This window comes from Chryseobacterium sp. MIQD13 (assembly GCF_050496705.1).
GTDB lineage: Bacteria > Bacteroidota > Bacteroidia > Flavobacteriales > Weeksellaceae > Chryseobacterium.
In genome coordinates this window covers 1,456,138-1,473,665 of the sequence record NZ_JBNWAF010000001.1, presented here as the reverse complement: position 1 = coordinate 1,473,665, position 17,528 = coordinate 1,456,138, and the positions used below count along the sequence as shown (strand labels likewise).

The following is a 17,528-nucleotide window of genomic DNA, read 5'->3' as shown; positions in this document are numbered from 1 at the left end:
GCAGGATAATATAGGTAGTTTTTTTGATCTACTGAATGAGGCTTCCAATCAGAGTAGTGAAAGTGGTGGCGGAGGTTTAATTACAAATTCTTCAAATGGTAAAGGCTCTTCTACAGAAAGTTTTTCTAATAACGGCGACATGACTTTTCAAGTTCCTGAAGTTGTTGTAACAGCTAAGAAAGGAGCTAATATTAGTTCAGAAGATGTTATGAATGCGATGACTGTGGCTTTTAAAAAAGTTCTGGATGATTTTGACAGAAAACAAACTACCTCTAACACTACATGGTGGATAAACACAGCAGTAGGTGCTGCAGCCACAGCAAATGTACCAAGAAGTGGTTTTTTTAAATATAATGAACTATGGCATCAGACGAAAACAAGAGGGATTTCATATGCTTGGGAAAGTAAATGGAAAAATCCAGGAGCTAAATTTTGGAGAGGACAACAAGTAAAAGGTTTTCAGGGAGCAAAAAGTTTAGGTACTAAATTAACTGCTGCTGGAGGCGCTCTGTTAGTTGCTGATATTGCAATGTCTGGAGAACTTAAACCTTCCCATGCAATTAATGCTGCAATGTTAGTGGCTTCCACAACTGGAGTAGGGTCAATTGTGGCTGGAGTATGGTTTGTAGCGGATATGGGAACAATGGGAGTTAATTATATGATAAATGGTGAAGCGAAGGGATTAGGGGATATGATTGATGAGTCTGTTGCCAATGAATATGGAAAATTTGAAATGTATGATGGATTATATTAAAAGTAAGTTTTCAGGGTATACAATTTATTGGACAATTTTTACAATAATTTTACCTTTGCCAGCGTCATTAATATTTATATTTAAAATATTGAAATTACATGATTTCAATATTAAAGGGACATTGTTTTTGATTTTATTTAGTGGAATATTCTTTTTAGTAATTAATTTTCTTAAACATATAAAGTGGATAAAAATTAAAGAAAATAGCTTAAAGTATTATTCTATTTTAAAGCCTTTAGGTAAAACACTAAACATGGAAGATTATATAGGGAAGATTATTCTTACTGAATCTGGAACAAGAGGAAATTATAAGGTTGTTTATTTAGTAGATAAAAATCATAAAACATCCTTTAAACTAATAGGATTGCACTATAAAAATTTTGAAGAGCTAAATAACGCATTGCAAATTAAAACCATAAGATTTTCCCCTTCCACTTTACAATATTTTAAGCTGCTATTTTTTGAGGAAATAAGAATTAATAATAGTTCAAATAATAGTGAGATTACTAATATTATTTTAGGATTATTCAAATTAATTTGTGTGGTAGGAATTATATTATTCATTTTGGGATTTTTAATAAATAGATTTTTGTAAATGATAAAAAAGTAAATACATGAATTTTGGTAAAGTACCAGATATGTTGGTGAAAAAAATATAGCGTTGATTTTCAACGCTATATTTTTTTTAAATTAAATGAAAAATCGAAATTTTGAAATGATATTTGGATAGCGAGAGCAGAAAATAATAGAAATTAGGCTATCTAAAATATTGAGAGTCATATAAGATGTTTCAGGTATGTTGGTTTCTTTTATTAATCAACAAAGAAAATTTCAAAATGAATTAACTTAAAAACAGGTAATCTAAATGGTTACCTGTTTTATTTTATGTTAATAAAAATTTTGCAAATAATAATTACATTTACAGCTATGCAGACCATTTGGGAAATATACGTTTAAGCTACTCCAAAAGCTTAAATGGCAGCACAAAGTTCTTGAAGAAAACAATTATTATCCGTTTGGGCTAAAGCATGAAGGTTATAATGCTTTAACAGGAAATCCTGCTTATAACTACGAATATAATGGTAAAGAACTGCAACAGGAAACAGGCTGGAATGATTACGGAGCAAGAATGTATATGAGTGATATTGGCAGATGGGGTGTGATAGACCCATTGGCAGAACAGATGAGAAGATATTCTCCTTATAACTATGCCTTTAATAACCCAGTAAGCTTTATAGACCCTGACGGAAGAAAACCACAGGTTCAGGAGGAAGTAGCAGGAAATGTAATGTTCCCTATGTCACTTTGGAGTTTTTATATGGGAGGTGGAAGTGCTGATAATGAATTTCTTATGGATTTTATAGCCAGCAATAATGGATCCGGGACATTTCAGAAAATGTTAGAATCTTTAGATTTGGGAGGTGATGAAGGTGTGGCTTTTGGAGAAACTCAGGCTTTTAGAGATATAATGGCTACTTTTTACTTTTCAGGGATTGATTTTTCACAATTTGGAGAAGACCCACCAGGAAATAAATTAAGATTAAGTGAAAGAACATCAAACTGGGTACAAGAAAATATTAGAGGACCTATCTCCGGATGGCTTGATACACATACAAGAAATGCTTTCGTGCTTGAAGGTGCAGACAAAGCAAGGATGGATGATCTTAGAGGACAAATGACAGGCTACATGCGTCTTAATGTTGGTGGAGGTATTAAATGGGGAGCAGAACATGGGTTAGTTGGGTCTGGAATGGGAACTGGTCATGTTGGAGCTTTCTCTAGCAAACTTTCTATGGAAAATAGAATTGCTAATTTTGCTAAAAAAGCAGGAATTTATAGTGAACAAAAATCCTTGTCAAAAAATGCAAAAGTAATAATCGAAGGATATTATCAGCAGATGAAAGCTGGGACATTTAGTAAGCGAGGAGCTGGATATATTACAACTGATGGGAAAAAAGTTTTAATGGATGGTAACCACAGTATGAATGCCGCAATCAGATACGCAATAGAAACTGGAGATATAAAATACATACAAACAATTCTTAAAGGAAACTTTAAAACTAATGTTGAAGCAGGTCACTATGGTTTACCAATTAGAAACCTTCCTACTAAATAATTAAATATGAGCATAATAATAACAGATATAGATAGCGATTATCAGAGCTTAATTGATAATAAAGATTTTACCGCTGTTAATTTTCCTATTAAAAATGCAGTTAAAATTTACGGAAATAGTTATGATAAACTAAAAGGCAAAAATAAATTAAAACTTGAAATTGAAAATATAATAGGTTTTAAAGATGATCAATTAGACTCATGTGAAGCAATAGAAAATTTTCTGGTTTTTACTTATTATTTATTAAAAACAAATAACAAGTTGGTTGTGTTTACAGTAGGATTATCTTATGAGTCTATTGATCACTATATTAAAATAATGGAAATTATTCTTTCTAAATTGGATAATCGTACATTATGTGTTGTCAAAAATTTCTCTGATATTAATGAATCTAAATTAACTGATCTCTATATACATATCAATAAAATTGAAAAAGAAATCGTATTTGATTTTATGAAAAACTGGTTAATCGGATTTAAGCCCAAGGATGAATATTTTACTTATCCTCAATATTTTGGAAAAATAGAATTTGAAACTGATGATTATTTTGAAATGCTTTCGTTTATTTTATCTAAACCAAACAGGGATTATGAATTCTATTTTATAAATAAGAACAATTCGCAGTATCCTAAAGGTATGATTGTGATTAATAATAATTCCCTGTATTTAGGAATTGGGATAAATTCAATGTATGAAAAAAAACTCATTGATAAGCTATCCGAAGAATATATGCAAACTCCAATTATTTGTGATGGTATGTCGGTACCTTATTAAAATTATTAGTTGGTAATGTACCAGACATATTGCTGAAAATATAGCGTTGATTTTCAACGCTATATTTTTTTAAGTTAAGTGAAAATTGAAATGTTGAAATGATATTTGGGTGGGCAGATCAGAAAATAATAGAAATTAGGCTATCTAAAATATTGAGAGTCATACAAAATATTCCAAATGTGTTGGTAAGTAATTTTTGATATATTTATCAACATAATCAGCATTTCCATTTGATTAATCATGTTAGAATATAAAAGAATAAAAATAGCAAGCAAAAAAAATGAGACTATAGAGTTAGTCTCATTTTTAAATGATATCATTGAGTTTGATTCCAAATTCAAATTATATAATTTCGGGATTGTGAGATTTTATGGAACAACTAAAGATTATTCCAACGAAAACTTATCAGAAAATATAAATATATTTTCTGATTGGAATTCATTTTTGAACTTAATAGTAAATATAGATCAAGTATTTGAAATTGAAGTACTCATCGATAAGACAATACAGAATATTCGAAGGTACTCTAATGAAGAGGATTCTTATAGAAATAACCAAATTTGTTTAGAATTTTTTGATGATGGTTTTTGGGAAATAACATGTAAGAATGATGATTTAATTAGACTTATGGCCGAAAAATATTCAGAATCAGAATTCAGATGAAGTTTATAAATTAATAAATAATTAGGGGTATTGAAATCAATACTCCTAATTTTTAAGAGATCATGTGCCAAACATGTTGGTACTAAAGTATAGTTTTGAAAATCAACGCTATATTTTTTTAAATTAAATGAAAATCGAAATTTTGAAATGATATTTGAGCAGCCAAATCAGAAAATAATAGAAATTAGGCTATGCAAAATATTGAGAGTCATACAAGATGTTTCAGATATGTTGGTGAAGAGGATTTTAAGAAGAAAGTAGATCTTCAATCAATTATTGATGAATTGATCCCGGGGTTACATAGTAAGATCAATCTTTAACGCTAGAACATAATTAACAATCTGTTTTTCCAAATCCAATACACAGCTTATAATTATGTTTTGTCATATCTTTGCACCATGATACGTATTACGAAAATTTTCACATTCGAGACGGCGCACGTGCTGTACAATTACGATGGGAAATGTAAAAATATGCACGGTCATTCCTATAAGCTGTTTGTAACGGTAAAAGGAAGACCGGTTAATGACTTGGAAAATCCCAAAAACGGGATGGTGGTGGATTTTGGGGATATCAAAAGTATCGTTAAATCTGAGATTGTGGATGTATGGGATCATGCAGTTCTTGTTAATGCATTATCTCCGCACAAAGAATTGGGCGAAGACCTTGAAAATAAAGGACATAAAGTGATTTACTGCAGTTTTCAGCCTACCTGTGAGAATATGCTGTATGCCATTGCGGCAAAAATAAAATCAAAACTTCCGGCTGAGGTTTCTCTGGCCTACCTTAAACTTCACGAAACCGAAAACTCCTATGGAGAATGGTTTGCAGAAGATAATAAGTAACCCTAATTTTAATAAAAATTCAGACCGGTGTTAAAAACGATTATTAATTTAGAACCTGGGAAAAAAGTATATTTTGCTTCAGATCAGCATTTTGGCGCTCCTACTCCAAAGGAAAGCAAAAAGCGGGAAGAGAAATTTATCCGCTGGATGGATGAGATCAAAGAAGATGCTCAGGTTTTGTTTTTAATGGGCGACCTTTTTGATTTCTGGCATGAATGGAAACATGTTATTCCAAAGGGATACGTCCGTGTTCTTGGTAAAATAGCCGAGCTGAAAGACAGAGGAATCCATATCTATTTCTTCGTAGGAAATCACGATTTGTGGATGAAAGACTATCTTGAAGAAGAAATAGGCTGTACTGTCTTTTATAAGAAACAATACTTTGAGATGGGCGGAAAACAGTTTCTGCTGGCTCATGGAGACGGACTTGGCCCTGGTGATAAAGGTTATAAAAGAATGAAAAAGCTGTTCACCAATCCTGTAGCACAATGGTTTTTCAAATGGCTGCATCCGGATATTGCCATGAAGGTAGCTTTATATCTTTCGCAGAAAAATAAAATGATCTCAGGAGAAGAGGACAAGGCGTTTTTAGGAGAAGACAAAGAATTTCTCATCATCTATTCGAAAGAGAAGTTGAAAACCCAGAAAATTGATTACTTTATCTACGGTCACCGTCATCTGCCTATGGTGCTGGATCTTGAACAGAAAGCGAAGTATATTAATCTGGGCGACTGGATCTCTTACTTTACCTATGGCGTTTTTGAAGCAGATTTTGAACTGAAAACTTTTGCGGACGGAACAAAAAAAAATTACCCCTGAGAGAGGTAATTTTCGAATAAACCGAAGTCCATTCTTGTTTTTAATCCATATTCCGAAATAATAATTGCAAGAATTTTACCAAAGTCTACTTCTTCGATTAAAAAAATATTAAAAAAAACATACTTTTTGCATAATTATCTCATTATGAGCTGGTAAAAAGTTTAAAATAGTTTTCAAAAATTGGAAAATATATTCAGCATACAGACAGAACAGGACTTTTTGAATGCATCTTTGGCAGCTTTTCATTATCAGTATGAAAATATTGACATATATAGAAAGTTTGTGGATTTCCTGAAAATCAATCCTGATGAGGTTAGAAGTCTGGCGAAAATTCCTTTCCTGCCGATAGAAATGTTTAAAAATCATCAGATTTTAGACAAAAATGCTTCTGCCGATTTGTTTTTTCAGAGTTCAGGAACTACGCAGATGAATCTTTCAAAGCATTATATCGCAGATCCGGATATTTATAAAGAAAGTATTTACAGAAGTTTTGAGCAGTTTATAGGAAAACCGGAGGATTTTATTTTTCTGGGTCTCCTTCCAAGTTATCTGGAAAAGCAGAATTCCTCTCTGATCTATATGGTGGATTATCTTATGAAGAAATCTGCAAAGCCTGAGAACGGATATTTTCTTTACAATCATTCCGAGCTGTTTCAGCTTTTAAACAGTTTGAAAGACAAAAAAGTTATTCTTTTCGGAGTATCTTTTGCCTTGCTGGACTTTTTGGATTTCGTTGAATCTCAGAATCTTTCTGTTTCCGGATCTCAAAATCTGACAGTTATCGAAACCGGTGGGATGAAAGGAAGAAAAGAGGAAATGACTAAAGACGAACTCTTGAAGATTCTCCAGGATGGTTTTAAAACAGAAAAGATCTATTCGGAATATTCAATGACAGAGCTGCTTTCCCAGGCCTATTCCCTTGGAAACAATGAATATAAATGTCCAAACTGGATGAAAGTATTAATCAGAAATGCAGAAGATCCTTTTTCCTATGAAAAAGAGGGGAGAACCGGAGCTGTCAACATTATAGACCTTGCCAATATACATTCATGCTGTTTTATCGCAACGCAGGATTTAGGTAAAACCCTTCCGGAAGATAAATTTCAGGTATTGGGAAGGATAGACCATTCCGATATCCGTGGATGCAGTTTATTGGTTTCTTAAAATCAGAATTAAACAAATAACAATTTTTATGAGGCTGGTAAAAAGTATCTTTACGTTTTTAATGTTGATAGGTTTATCAGGTCTGTTATCTGCACAAAAAAATGGCGAAAAGGATATCTGGTCCGGAACCTATCTGGTGAATGAAATCAACAGCGGGGTTTCCAGGGTTACAGATACTTTAACTGTTGCCAGAATTAAAGATGCCGATCCGGAAGAAATTCCTGCCAAAGAAGAATCAGATTTAGCCCGATGGTCCATGACTTCCAAAAGAGATGGAGGAAAAGATGAAATAACGGTTAAACGATTTCTGTTTGATCCCGAAAATGATGTAGATGCCTATAAAGAATTCGGTTGGACAGATCTGCATCAAGCGGGGAAAATAAACTGTATTGACGGTGGACATTTTTTTATTTGCCAGACACAGCCCAATACCACCGTTAGATTCGGTAAAGATGAAACCTGTTTTACTAAAACAGGTGTTTTTGGAATATGGCTGCATTATGGAGTTGTTGAACTTCAAAAGAAATAATCTCAATTTAAACCTTAGTCATCATGCTTAAAATAGAAGAGCTTGTTCATGCCTATATCCATTCCCACTGTGATTTTGAAAAAGAAATTGTGCTGACGAATTATTTCCAGGCCGACTGGGAAGCGGATATGCTGTTCATAGATGCTGAAGGATTCAGTCATGAAATTGAGATCAAGCTTTCAAAAAGTGATTTTAAAAACGATTTCAAAAAATCATACCTCAATAAAGATACCGGTGAGAAATTCCTGAAACATGATAAGATCTCATGTGGCGACTATATCTGTAATGCTTTCAGCTTTCTCCTTCCGATGGGTATGATAGAGCATGCTGTAATTCCGGAACATTGCGGAATTATCGAATTTTATCACAATGAAGATACCTGGGAAACTGAATTCTATCTCATAAGGAAGCCTAAAAGAGTACATGAAGACTCTTACTGGAAGCTGAATGATAAAGACCTTTTTATCCGGAAAATGGCCCTGAATTTATTACAGCGCAAATTGGAAATCAAAGGAAAACATGAAGAACTGATTTTCAAGAATCCTTTTGATATCAGGAAAAAGTAAACATCAAAAAACTCCTGCATTGTACAGGAGTTAAGTATAAAAATAGTAAACGCGATTATTATTTTTTCACCATTTTTAAAGTTCCGTTTGTACCGTTGCTGGATTGCCATTTAACAATGTAAGTACCTTCCAGGTTATTTTGAAGATCAATCGGAAGCTTATTTAATCCCGCTTGTATATCTGTAGCATATGCTCTGACAACTTTTCCGCGAATATCAATTACGCTTACAGAGATCTTTTCTTTATCTGCAGCTGTATAATAAAGCTCATCGATTCCCAGACTTGAATTTGAAACTATGGCTGTCTTAGGCTGTGATATGGCTTGTTTTGATACTGTACCACCTCCGGGAACACAGATATAACATTCAAATCTGGTAACGCCTATAAGATATTGATTCGGGCCTGTACAGGTAATATCTACTCCATATCCAAACTGGCCGGGATAATAGATCATTGTAGGGTCTGAAGGAATTGTGGTATGTTCTCCAATTACAGTCGGAAGTGGGTAATATCCGCTGTATAATGTGGATGGATAACTAAAACTTACTTTGCCGTATCTGGTTGGAGGGGGAAATCCGGGAAGTGATATCGTGACAGGAAAGTTATAAATTCTGGAAGTGGAAATATCCGGAGGAAAAGGAGTGGCAGACCGTTCGTTAGATCCGATTTTTATGTCAAATTTGACATCGGTATGGGCATGACCGGGTACGTTTTCGGCAAAAATATCATTTCTGGTAACAGTGATGTTATAGGTCGGTGCAGGAGCTGTATTCTTTTGTGCATCTAATTGGCTTTGGCAAATCAATACAAAGAATAATAAAAAGAGAATTTTTTTCATTTTAGTTAGGTTTTAAATTATTATTTAATCTATACTATAAAATTGAAGCTTATAATTCTCATAACAAATTGGTAATTAGTAAACGTAGAAAATTACCCAATAAGTGTTTCTGTTCTTTTTATAACCGTATTTATCCAAAAAGTCCTGCCGGAAGGCAGGACTTTTTTTATAGATATTGAAATTAATATTAATCAGTAACTTCAGCAGAATCTCTCTGAAGCAGGAATTTGTAGATCAAACCTCCTGTAACTCCTCCTAAAATAGGCGCTGCCCAGAACAGCCAAAGCTGAGACATTGCAAGCCCGCCGGTGAAAACTGCCTGTGAAAGCGATCTTGCCGGGTTTACCGAAGTATTGGTAATAGGAATAGAGATAAGGTGAATCAGGGTAAGAGCCAATCCGATAGCAATACCTGCAAATTTCCCGTTAGCCCATTTGTCCGTAGCTCCCATAATAACAATCAGGAAGAAAGCTGTTAATAGGAACTCCGCAAGGAACGCTGCTCCCATGCTGAATGCTTTTCCGTTGTAGACTGCCGCATCATAGAAATTGGTAGCAAAAGCTCCCGGTTGAGAAAAATCCACAACCCCTGCACCGTTAAGGATCACATAAAGGCATCCTGCAGCCACAAGAGCTCCAAGACATTGTGCTACTACGTAAGGAATAAGATCTTTAGCAGAGAATCTGCCCCCGGCTAAAAGCCCGAAAGAAACAGCCGGATTGAAATGTCCGCCGGAAATATGCCCTACAGCATATGCCATCGTAAGAACCGTAAGACCAAAGGCTAAAGAAACCCCCAAAAGGCCAATTCCGATATCAGGAACTCCGGCAGCAAAAACTGCACTTCCACAACCACCGAAAACAAGCCAAAATGTGCCGAAAAATTCAGCAAAAAGTTTTTTTATCATATGTTTATCATTTAAAATGTATCTCAAATGTAAAGTTTAAATTTTAAAATAAAAAGTTAAACCCTAAAATTTTTTTAAGATTTAGTAATATAAAATTACATATTTGGTAATTTGGTTTAATGTTTGTTGGGAATTTTTTTAGGAAGGCATTCTTCATGGGTTGAATGATATGTCATAAATGTTTATCTTTCATGAGTAATTTAAAAGCGTGGTTAATGAGAAAGTTTTTGTGTGTAGCCTTTGTGCCCTTTATGTATAACTTTTATTATGCGCAGGCTGCCAAAAAAGCGCTTCCCTGCTATGATTTTGCATCGGTGCTTAAAGTAGAGCCTACTGCTCTTTATAAACCGCATCTGGATGCTTCCAAAAGTTTTAATGTAAAACTGCTGAAAGACTCTAAAACAATACAGAAATATATAACCAGCGGAAAGTTCCACAAAATAAAAAAAAGCGGAAAGGGATATCGTGTTCAGAAACTTGATTACAGCAGAGCTTATATGGTTTCCAAAGCAAAAGCCACCCTTGAAAAAATGGGGGCAAGATTCAGTAAGGAAACAAAAGGACACACTTTTACAGTTTCATCAATCACAAGAACGCTTGAAGACCAGTGCAGGCTGAGAAGGGTGAATTCCAACGCTTCACTAGGGATTAGCTCTCACAACTACGGAAATTCTTTTGATATTTCTTATGTCAGGTTCAATGATGTACTGAAATACAATCCTAAAATGGAAGCAGCCCTGGAGAAAGTTTTAAAGTACTACGCAAATGCCGGCAGAATTTATTACATCAAAGAAAGACAGCAAAGCTGTTATCATATCACGGTAAGGAATTATTGATCCTGTTCTTTTACAATTCTTAGATTTTTATCATCTTCTCTTATCTGTGAAGTATAGTGGCCGATAGAAACGACGATTTATATTGTAAAATAGGTGCTTTTTATGGGTTGATATTAAATTTATTTTACGAATAATAAATTTATGATGCGATTATTTGTGCAGGATATTTAGTTTGTATAATTTTATGCAACTAAATAAACCATGAACTTATGAACGAGAACGACTACAAACTGGCCGCCGCCGAGTGGGGCAGATATGTTTCAGACTATCAGCTGGTATCCAACCTGATTCTTACCAATTACATTTTCGAACTGTCTTCCGATCAGATCAGTAAAATCACAGAAAAGAACCAATATATTGACCTTTGCGCTGAGGTTGGTGTATATGGCGGACAGCTTGTCCTTATTTTCCTTCCTTTAGATGCGCAGGGGCATATTGATAAAAGTGTTACTGAATACCAGTATACTGTGTTAGGGCCTCTTAAATTTGATCTCAGATTGCAGGAAACAAAAGAATTTACAATTACCAAAAATGCAGTTCTTTCCAGTGATCTTACCAAGGTGGATGATAATACCAATATGTCTTTTCCGGTTTCCGAGCAGCCCATCCTTGATCAGGATATTGCCATAGATGCTATCCAGCGATGGAGAAACGAAGGAATGGAATGGTTCTATCGTGAGTGTAACGAATTCAAAGGAGAAAGGGTTTTCAGAAGATTTTATATTCCAAAAGAAGATCTTACCCATCCTTATCCGAAGGTAGCGGGTATTAAATGCTCGTTCGGACTCAGATACAATGATATTTACCAGAGAATGCTGGTCACGCTGATCTTTATTTCCTTCCATGAATTATTGCAGGAAGGAACCTCTGAAAGTGTGATTTCAAATACCTATGACTGGGCAAAACCATGCCCTCCGGTTTGCCGTATTCCTGAACTTGGATCTTAAATACACAGTATAGATAGGAATGACAGATTTTTTTAAAGTAATTTTATTCCTAAACTATGGTCTGCTTCTGTCCATCATACTTTTGGGAGCAGCAAAATACCGTGTACTGAACAATAACGAAAAGCAATATTTTCACTGTATTGCTTTTCTTTTTTTTATTGAATTACTGAATCTTGTTCTGCCTTATGTTTTCAATCTTAATGATACCTCGTTTCTGTATCCTTTATATATAGCCGGAGAGTTTTTTCTGTTTACGGCCCTATTTATCAGGAAATTGAAGCTGCCGAAGTATTTTTCCGGTATCATGGCACTGCTCGCATGTGGATTTATGATATCGAAATATGTTTTTAATAATCCCTTCAACAGCGATATTGTAAAGGTAATATCAAATATTATCATTGTCTGTCTTTCAGGGTTTACATTGATCAGGGAAATAAAGGGCGGCACTGCACAGAACCGTTTTCTTCTTGTAGATGCCTGTATCTTTTTCTACTATTCCGTTTCGGTATTTATTTTTATCATTCAGCATCAGCTGGCCAACCTTTCAGAAAACGATTATTATATTATTCTCAGTGTGAATAATATTCTGTCAAGCATTTTGTACTGTTCATTTTTATATACCTTCATCAGATTAAAGAAGTAACCCTAAATATCAGCCTGCTCATCCTTATAATTGTTACCATAACCGTTATAGTATCTTTTATTCTCCTGGCTTACAGATCCTTTATCAGTAGGATTATTAAAGAAAAAAATGTCCAGCATGAAGCTGAAGTTCTCCACCAGAAAAACCTTGTCCTTGAAAACATCAAAGCCCAGGAAGAAGAAAGAAAAAGAATTGCCGTTATGATACACGATGACATCGGAAACAGGCTCAATATCCTTTCATTATGGCTTAATAATCTTGATACAAAAGGAGATGAGGTTATCAAAAAAAATATTTACAGCCAGATGTCCTCACTCATTGATGCTGCCCGGAGTATTTCTCACTCCTTATATCCGGTAAACCTTGAATCGGTGGGATTTGTCCTCTATGTGGAAGAGCTGATTGCCAATCTGTCCCATAAAATCAATATCTCTATGCAGGTTATGCCCGGATATGGGAAAAAAGATATCTTTGTGGAAGTACAGCTATACCGTATCATTCAGGAATTTACAACTAATGTGATCAAACATTCTGCGGCTACGGATCTGTGGATCTATATCAAGGATTATCCTCAGCACACAGCCGTTATTATTTCTGACAACGGACAGGGATTTGATTATAATCTCGTGAAAAAAGGAATGGGCATCAAAAATATCGAATCCAGGATAAAATCCATGAATGCCGTCCATAAATGGAAAAGTATCTTAAACAAAGGAAGCCGTTTAATTATTTTAATTCCAAGAAACCATGAACTCCCAAATAAAAATAGCCTTAATTGATGATGAACAGCTGATTCTGGAAGGCGTAAAGATGCTGCTTTCCAACGAAAAAAATATATCCGTATGTCTTACCTCCAATAATGGCCCGGATTTTATTGAAAAACTGGGAAGCCTCTCTGAGGATGAGTTTCCGCAAATCGCTCTTGTTGACGTACAGATGCAGCCCATGAACGGTTTTGAACTGGTAGAAATTCTCAAAGAAAAATATCCTGATCTCAAGATTATCATCCTTTCTTCCCATTACAAAACCTCCATTTTAGGGTATATGGTTAAATTAGGCGTTTCAGCCTTTCTGCCTAAAAATTCAGACAGAAAAACCTTTATCGAAGCCATTACCATGGTCCATAAAAATGGAGTTTTCTTTACCGCCGAAGATCATCAGATGCTGTTTACCTATATGAACAGTTCCGCAAAAAAGAAATCCCTTTTTGAAATGGACGATGAGCTTTCCGAACGGGAAAAAGATGTCGTAAAGCTGATCTGTCAGGAATATACCAATAATGAGATCGGAGAAAAGCTCTTCATCAGTCCCAGAACGGTAGAAAGCCACCGCCAGCGGATTCTGGAAAAAATAGGAGCCAAAAATACAGTAGGTATTGTTATCTATGCTGTTGTAAACAATATATATTCCCTTGATAAAATGTAATTCCGTAGAAATACGGAATTTTTTATTTGGTATTTTTCACGCTAGTATTGCTTTTCCTACTTCCGTTAATTTGAAAAATAAGTTTTACAGCAGAATCACAGAATGAGACTGTTACGGAAAACTTTCAATAATTTTTAAAAACACAACAATGGAAAAGGATACAATACAGGCTGTCGGAATCTTTTTTGACGGCACTGGAAATAACGGAATCAATGCAGGCTCATCTGATATACCTTTTGTAAATAATGAAAGCTATAAAGGAGCGCCAACCAATATTTATAAATTGTACAACCTGTTCAACGGAAACAGTAAAATATATGTAGAAGGAATAGGGACAGTTACCGGAGGCGAAGACAGCAACTTTGCGATGGCAACATGTGCTAACCCTCCGGATGCATACGGATATTCTTCTGATGACAAACTGCAGAAAGCCAGTGATTTTGTAAGAAATGTGGTAAACGATAAAACTGTCGATTATCACTTTTATATCTATGGATTCAGCAGGGGAAGTATGCTGGCAAGAGAATTCTGCAATCAGCTTGCCACGGATTATCCCTCGGTGAACGTTACGATAAAGTTTTTGGGTGTCTTTGATACCGTTGAATCAAAGCCATTTAACACCTATGATATGAGCCTGCCGCAGGAAGTGGAAAATGCTCTTCATTTATGTGCCGTTAATGAATGTAGGTTCTTTTTTCCCCTCACAGGTTTTTTTGAAAATTCAAAAAATATGCAGAATACCAAAACAGAAACAGCCGGATCGGTATGGAAAGAAATTTTTGTTCCCGGTGCTCATGCTGATATAGGCGGTGGATATTTGCAGGCTCCACAATCTGTTTATATCTCTACAGATTTCATTAATACTAATGATCTGCAGGATTATGTGGCAGATGTAAGAAACGCAAAAACTGATGCAGAAGGAAACAAAATCTGGGATTCGCTGCTCTCTGATTTTCAGATTGAAAAAGGAGTTGTTCTATCTCAGGCCTATGTTTCAAGGGAATTGGTCTTTAATACACTTCCGTTTGTGTATGGAAGAATAATGCTGGAGGAAACCAATAATGCTGTGTCCGGAATTTTCAGTACAGATCTTACCCATTCTGGTCTTGAGATTGGAGAAGATACTTTTCTGGCTGACTTTTATACAGATCTTGCAGCATATGTTAAAAGCTTTTTACCTGCAATGAAACCCTATTATAATTATGCAGATTTTGCAAAGTATACCCACATTTCAGCCAACTTCGGACTGTATCAGAATGACGTATTGCTGAGGTCGGCAGATGAAATAGAAGCAGAGCTCATAAACATTGGCCTGAACGTTCCCAGCAGTACTTCCATAGACCGGGGAACCCAAACCAGGCTTCTTACTGAGCTGCATCTTTCCGAAGACAGTTTTGTAGTTGATTTTCTCTACGGAACTAATGTTCCCAATAATGATATCTGGAGCCGTACCATCGGGATGAAATCCTTTGCCTAAGAACAGAATTAGATCAATAATAATAGTACTTTTCAGTTTTAAATTTAGGTTGCGAAGGGGTGTCTGTGAGGGCACTCCTTTTTGCTGTATCCCAAAGCAGGCCGTTTTTATTTCTGGGCTATTCATTTCTTTTTCCGTACTTTTGCACCCGGAAATTCATTATTCATCACTAATTTTTATTTAATAAAATGCTTTCGGTTCAAGGTTTAGGATTACATCATTCAGGAAACTATCTGTTTCAAAATACAAATTTCACCATTAAAAAGGATGATAAGGTAGGTCTCGTTGGGAAAAACGGAGCAGGAAAATCTACTTTATTGAAAATGCTTTCCGGGGAAATTAACTTTTACGAAGGAAGTGTTGTTCCTGAAGGAAATGTTACCATCGGTTTCCTGAAACAGGATCTTGACTTTGTGAAGGGCAGAACCGTCTGGAATGAGACTATGCAGGCTTTTGAACAGATTAATGCATGGAAAAATGAACTGGAAGATGTTAACCATCAGCTGGCAACAAGAACTGATTATGAAAGTGATGCTTATACGGATCTGATTAATAAAATGACAGAGCTGAATGACCTTCTGATGAACCATGATGCCTACAATCTGGAAGGTGATATGGAGAAAATATTATTCGGTTTAGGTTTTAAAGCGGACGATTTCCATAAAATCACCGATGAATTTTCCGGAGGCTGGAGAATGAGAATTGAGCTTGCCAAGCTGCTGCTTCAGAAGAACGATATCATGCTTCTCGATGAGCCTACCAACCACCTTGATATGGAATCCATCATCTGGCTGGAAAATTTCCTGAAAGATTATCCCGGTGCCATTGTTCTGGTAAGTCACGATAAACAGTTCATGACTGCTGTCTGCAACAGGACTTTTGATATCAACAATAAAAAAGTTGACGACTATAAGGCCAATTATTCCAAATATCTGGTGATGCGTGAAGAGCGCCGTGAAAAACTGGTTCAGGCTAAAAAGAATCAGGATGCGGAAATCAAGCAGATGGAAGACAATATTAATAAGTTCCGTGCAAGTGCCACAAAAGCATCTTTTGCACAGTCACTTATTAAAAAACTGGATAAAATAGAGCGTATTGAAGTTGATAATGAAGACGTTTCAAAATTCAATATCCGTTTCGTACAGTCTATGGTTCCCGGAAAAGTTATTTTTGAGGCTGATCATTTAGGAAAAGCTTATGGAAACAAGCAGATTTTTGATGATGTAGACTTTATTGTTCAGAGAGGAGACAGAATTGCCCTTTTAGGACAGAACGGACAGGGAAAAACAACTTTGGCTAAAATTCTTGCCGGAGATATCAAAGATTATACAGGAACATGGAATTTGGGTCATAATGTAAACATCGGATATTTTGCCCAAAACCAGGAAGAAGTACTGACTCCTAATAAAACGGTTCTGGAAGAAGCTGAAGATGCAGCAACGGAAGAAACAAGACCGAGAGTAAGAGATCTTCTGGGATCTTTCCTTTTCCAGGGAGAGGCCGTAACCAAGAAGACAAAAGTACTTTCCGGAGGGGAAAGAAACCGTCTGGCGCTTTGTAAACTATTGCTTCGTCCTTTCAACACGTTGATTATGGATGAGCCTACCAACCACCTTGATATTCAGTCTAAAGAAATCATCAAACTGGCTTTACAGAATTTTGAAGGGACTTTGATCGTGATCTCTCACGACAGGGAATTCCTGGACGGGCTTTGTGACAAGATTTATGAATTCCGCGACGGAAGAATGAAAGAATTCCTTGGAAGCGTTGGCGAATATCTTGAATACAGACAGAAAGAAACCCTTAGAGAAATATCTGCTGAAAAAGCAAAACTTCACAGCGAAGATGTGAAAGTTGAGGTAAAACCGGCTCCGAAAGAAGTAAAGGTGGAAGAAAAATCCTCAACGATTGTAAGTAAAGAGCAGAAAAATATTCAGAATAAATTAAAGAAAGTAGAAGAAAAAATTTCTGAGCTTGAGACCGAAATAGAAGCAATGGAAGCGTCGTTTGCAAAAGAAAATCCTTCTGAAGAGACTTTGGAAAAATATAATAACGCTAAAGAGGAATTAGACGTTGCTTTACAGGAGTGGGAGCATTTAGGTTCTCAACTGGCTTAATTTTTTTGAATTTAAAAATATAAAATCCTTCGGCTTCGCTCAGGATGACATTTCTAATACTAACGGTATTATTATTTTAACAGTGTCATCCTGAGCGAAGCCGAAGGA

The 17,528-nt window shown here is 35.5% G+C and carries 18 protein-coding genes and 1 pseudogene; 17 read left to right on the top strand and 2 right to left on the bottom strand.

Translation table 11 applies throughout. The features are described 5' to 3' along the window. The 10 genes and pseudogenes from ACQWU4_RS07065 to ACQWU4_RS07020 form a co-directional block, all read left to right on the top strand. The coding region (locus ACQWU4_RS07065) for a hypothetical protein (protein WP_429935061.1) at nt 1-754 on the top strand (754 nt) is incomplete at its 5' end. Next, on the top strand, nt 738-1,349 hold the full coding sequence (locus ACQWU4_RS07060; RefSeq protein ID WP_429935060.1) for a hypothetical protein: 612 nt from the start codon (nt 738-740) through the stop codon (nt 1,347-1,349). The genes ACQWU4_RS07065 and ACQWU4_RS07060, both read left to right, overlap by 17 nt. A gap of 313 nt (nt 1,350-1,662) precedes the next feature. Then, nucleotides 1,663-2,006, top strand: a pseudogene (locus tag ACQWU4_RS07055) (RHS repeat domain-containing protein); the annotation flags it as partial. Nucleotides 2,007-2,876: 870 nt separating this feature from the next. Next, the gene (locus ACQWU4_RS07050; protein WP_429935059.1) at nt 2,877-3,644 is read left to right on the top strand and encodes a hypothetical protein; all 768 of its coding nucleotides are present in this window, start codon (nt 2,877-2,879) and stop codon (nt 3,642-3,644) included. A gap of 240 nt (nt 3,645-3,884) precedes the next feature. Then, the gene (locus tag ACQWU4_RS07045) at nt 3,885-4,307 is read left to right on the top strand and encodes a hypothetical protein (RefSeq protein ID WP_429935058.1); all 423 of its coding nucleotides are present in this window, start codon (nt 3,885-3,887) and stop codon (nt 4,305-4,307) included. Nucleotides 4,308-4,705: 398 nt separating this feature from the next. Continuing rightward, the gene (locus ACQWU4_RS07040) at nt 4,706-5,152 is read left to right on the top strand and encodes a 6-pyruvoyl trahydropterin synthase family protein (protein WP_040998146.1); all 447 of its coding nucleotides are present in this window, start codon (nt 4,706-4,708) and stop codon (nt 5,150-5,152) included. Between the two features lie 27 nt (nt 5,153-5,179). Further along, the gene (locus ACQWU4_RS07035; RefSeq protein ID WP_429935057.1) at nt 5,180-5,971 is read left to right on the top strand and encodes a UDP-2,3-diacylglucosamine diphosphatase; all 792 of its coding nucleotides are present in this window, start codon (nt 5,180-5,182) and stop codon (nt 5,969-5,971) included. A gap of 180 nt (nt 5,972-6,151) precedes the next feature. Next, nucleotides 6,152-7,135, top strand: a complete 984-nt coding sequence (locus tag ACQWU4_RS07030) for an acyl transferase (RefSeq protein WP_429935056.1) — start codon at nt 6,152-6,154, stop codon at nt 7,133-7,135. A gap of 28 nt (nt 7,136-7,163) precedes the next feature. Then, nucleotides 7,164-7,664, top strand: coding sequence for a phosphate ABC transporter permease (locus ACQWU4_RS07025; RefSeq protein WP_429935055.1), 501 nt, complete (start codon nt 7,164-7,166; stop codon nt 7,662-7,664). A 23-nt stretch (nt 7,665-7,687) separates the two neighbouring features. Beyond that, nucleotides 7,688-8,230, top strand: a complete 543-nt coding sequence (locus tag ACQWU4_RS07020) for a hypothetical protein (protein WP_429935054.1) — start codon at nt 7,688-7,690, stop codon at nt 8,228-8,230. A gap of 58 nt (nt 8,231-8,288) precedes the next feature. Here the strand turns inward: ACQWU4_RS07020 and ACQWU4_RS07015 are convergent, their stop codons facing one another. Together ACQWU4_RS07015 and aqpZ are read right to left on the bottom strand one after the other, a co-directional pair. After that, nucleotides 8,289-9,068 (bottom strand): T9SS type A sorting domain-containing protein, encoded by a 780-nt coding sequence (locus tag ACQWU4_RS07015; protein ID WP_429935053.1) that lies wholly within the window; start codon nt 9,066-9,068, stop codon nt 8,289-8,291. Nucleotides 9,069-9,255: 187 nt separating this feature from the next. Then, a complete protein-coding gene (gene aqpZ, locus ACQWU4_RS07010; protein WP_429935084.1) occupies nt 9,256-9,972 on the bottom strand; it encodes an aquaporin Z in 717 nt (238 codons plus the stop codon). 218 nt (nt 9,973-10,190) lie between these two features. Here aqpZ and ACQWU4_RS07005 point away from each other — a divergent pair, with 218 nt between their 5' ends. The 7 genes from ACQWU4_RS07005 to ACQWU4_RS06975 all read left to right on the top strand — a co-directional run bounded on the left by ACQWU4_RS07005 (nt 10,191) and on the right by ACQWU4_RS06975 (nt 17,420). Next, nucleotides 10,191-10,811 (top strand): DUF5715 family protein, encoded by a 621-nt coding sequence (locus ACQWU4_RS07005; RefSeq protein WP_429935052.1) that lies wholly within the window; start codon nt 10,191-10,193, stop codon nt 10,809-10,811. 209 nt (nt 10,812-11,020) lie between these two features. Continuing rightward, nucleotides 11,021-11,758 (top strand): hypothetical protein, encoded by a 738-nt coding sequence (locus ACQWU4_RS07000; protein ID WP_429935051.1) that lies wholly within the window; start codon nt 11,021-11,023, stop codon nt 11,756-11,758. Nucleotides 11,759-11,777: 19 nt separating this feature from the next. After that, nucleotides 11,778-12,401: a hypothetical protein gene (locus ACQWU4_RS06995; RefSeq protein ID WP_429935050.1), complete on the top strand. Its 624-nt coding sequence runs from the start codon at nt 11,778-11,780 to the stop codon at nt 12,399-12,401. A 200-nt stretch (nt 12,402-12,601) separates the two neighbouring features. Next, entirely contained in the window at nt 12,602-13,180 is a 579-nt protein-coding gene (locus ACQWU4_RS06990) for a sensor histidine kinase (RefSeq protein WP_429935049.1), read from the top strand. After that, complete coding sequence (locus ACQWU4_RS06985; RefSeq protein ID WP_429935048.1) at nt 13,149-13,826, top strand: response regulator; 678 nt, start codon at nt 13,149-13,151, stop codon at nt 13,824-13,826. Before ACQWU4_RS06990 ends, ACQWU4_RS06985 begins: the two co-directional genes overlap by 32 nt. Nucleotides 13,827-13,974: 148 nt before the next feature. Beyond that, entirely contained in the window at nt 13,975-15,303 is a 1,329-nt protein-coding gene (locus tag ACQWU4_RS06980) for a T6SS phospholipase effector Tle1-like catalytic domain-containing protein (protein WP_429935047.1), read from the top strand. A 188-nt stretch (nt 15,304-15,491) separates the two neighbouring features. Continuing rightward, a complete protein-coding gene (locus tag ACQWU4_RS06975) occupies nt 15,492-17,420 on the top strand; it encodes an ABC-F family ATP-binding cassette domain-containing protein (protein WP_429935046.1) in 1,929 nt (642 codons plus the stop codon). Nucleotides 17,421-17,528: the final 108 nt, after the last annotated feature.

What these genes read in the sequence shown, in the direction of transcription:
- ACQWU4_RS07050 (WP_429935059.1), top strand. Translation starts at nt 2,877, where the DNA reads ATGAGCATAATAATAACAGATATAGATAGCGATTATCAGAGCTTAATT.
- ACQWU4_RS07020 (WP_429935054.1), top strand. Translation starts at nt 7,688, where the DNA reads ATGCTTAAAATAGAAGAGCTTGTTCATGCCTATATCCATTCCCACTGT.
- ACQWU4_RS07000 (WP_429935051.1), top strand. Translation starts at nt 11,021, where the DNA reads ATGAACGAGAACGACTACAAACTGGCCGCCGCCGAGTGGGGCAGATAT.
- ACQWU4_RS06995 (WP_429935050.1), top strand. Translation starts at nt 11,778, where the DNA reads ATGACAGATTTTTTTAAAGTAATTTTATTCCTAAACTATGGTCTGCTT.
- ACQWU4_RS07060 (WP_429935060.1), top strand. Translation starts at nt 738, where the DNA reads ATGATGGATTATATTAAAAGTAAGTTTTCAGGGTATACAATTTATTGG.
- ACQWU4_RS06990 (WP_429935049.1), top strand. Translation starts at nt 12,602, where the DNA reads ATGATACACGATGACATCGGAAACAGGCTCAATATCCTTTCATTATGG.
- ACQWU4_RS07025 (WP_429935055.1), top strand. Translation starts at nt 7,164, where the DNA reads ATGAGGCTGGTAAAAAGTATCTTTACGTTTTTAATGTTGATAGGTTTA.
- ACQWU4_RS07005 (WP_429935052.1), top strand. Translation starts at nt 10,191, where the DNA reads ATGAGAAAGTTTTTGTGTGTAGCCTTTGTGCCCTTTATGTATAACTTT.
- ACQWU4_RS07015 (WP_429935053.1), bottom strand. Translation starts at nt 9,068, where the DNA reads ATGAAAAAAATTCTCTTTTTATTATTCTTTGTATTGATTTGCCAAAGC.
- ACQWU4_RS07045 (WP_429935058.1), top strand. Translation starts at nt 3,885, where the DNA reads ATGTTAGAATATAAAAGAATAAAAATAGCAAGCAAAAAAAATGAGACT.
- ACQWU4_RS06980 (WP_429935047.1), top strand. Translation starts at nt 13,975, where the DNA reads ATGGAAAAGGATACAATACAGGCTGTCGGAATCTTTTTTGACGGCACT.
- ACQWU4_RS06985 (WP_429935048.1), top strand. Translation starts at nt 13,149, where the DNA reads ATGAACTCCCAAATAAAAATAGCCTTAATTGATGATGAACAGCTGATT.
- ACQWU4_RS06975 (WP_429935046.1), top strand. Translation starts at nt 15,492, where the DNA reads ATGCTTTCGGTTCAAGGTTTAGGATTACATCATTCAGGAAACTATCTG.
- ACQWU4_RS07040 (WP_040998146.1), top strand. Translation starts at nt 4,706, where the DNA reads ATGATACGTATTACGAAAATTTTCACATTCGAGACGGCGCACGTGCTG.